Annotated in this window: 1 protein-coding gene and 1 pseudogene; both read left to right on the forward strand. The window is 39.5% G+C overall.

Going from position 1 to position 612, the window contains the following annotated elements; all coding sequences use genetic code 11:
- The first annotated feature begins 8 nt into the window (after positions 1–8).
- On the forward strand, positions 9–95 hold the full coding sequence (locus OA79_RS18670; protein ID WP_442919194.1) for a hypothetical protein: 87 nt from the start codon (positions 9–11) through the stop codon (positions 93–95).
- Between the two features lie 192 nt (positions 96–287).
- Positions 288–612 (forward strand): annotated as a pseudogene (locus OA79_RS18160) (transposase); the annotation flags it as partial.

Below are 612 nucleotides of genomic sequence, written 5' to 3' on the forward strand. Positions count from 1 at the left end.
TTGAATACATTGAAGTATTTTATAACCGAAAGCGGCGTCATGCATTTTTAGATTACGTAGCGCCAGTTGATTATGAGGCTCAGTATGCCTCTTAATTATTTTATCCGTTTTATTGTGGCAACCTCACCCATAAGTCAGCCGGTGTCAATGGTGCGATAGCAGTACTTACTTATTAGGACAGGCACTTTAAGAACTCAGTGTTTCCAAGGCTTCTAGCGTTTTCTTGACGATATTTAAATATGCTGTATATAATTACAGTGTTGTTTTCTCAGGAAGAGAGGTTGGATATGCCAAGGTCTAGGAAAGCTCAAGTCAGTTTACAAGACACCCCTTATTACCATTGTGTGGCTCGCTGTGTACGGCGAGCTTTTTTGTACGGTGATGATCCTGTTACAGGAAATAGTTATGAACATCGTCGTGGTTGGGTTGAGAATCGCCTTTTATTTCTTTCTAACGTCTTTTCAATCGATATATGCGCTTATGCCGTGATGAGTAATCATCTTCATGTTGTGTTGCATGTGAATACAGAAAAAGCGAAATCATGGTCAACATTAGAAGTATTACAGCGTTGGCACGCATTACACAAAGGGACAATATTTACTCAACGCTATA

This window comes from Marinomonas sp. TW1, from assembly GCF_001625355.1.
Taxonomy (GTDB): Bacteria; Pseudomonadota; Gammaproteobacteria; order Pseudomonadales; family Marinomonadaceae; genus Marinomonas.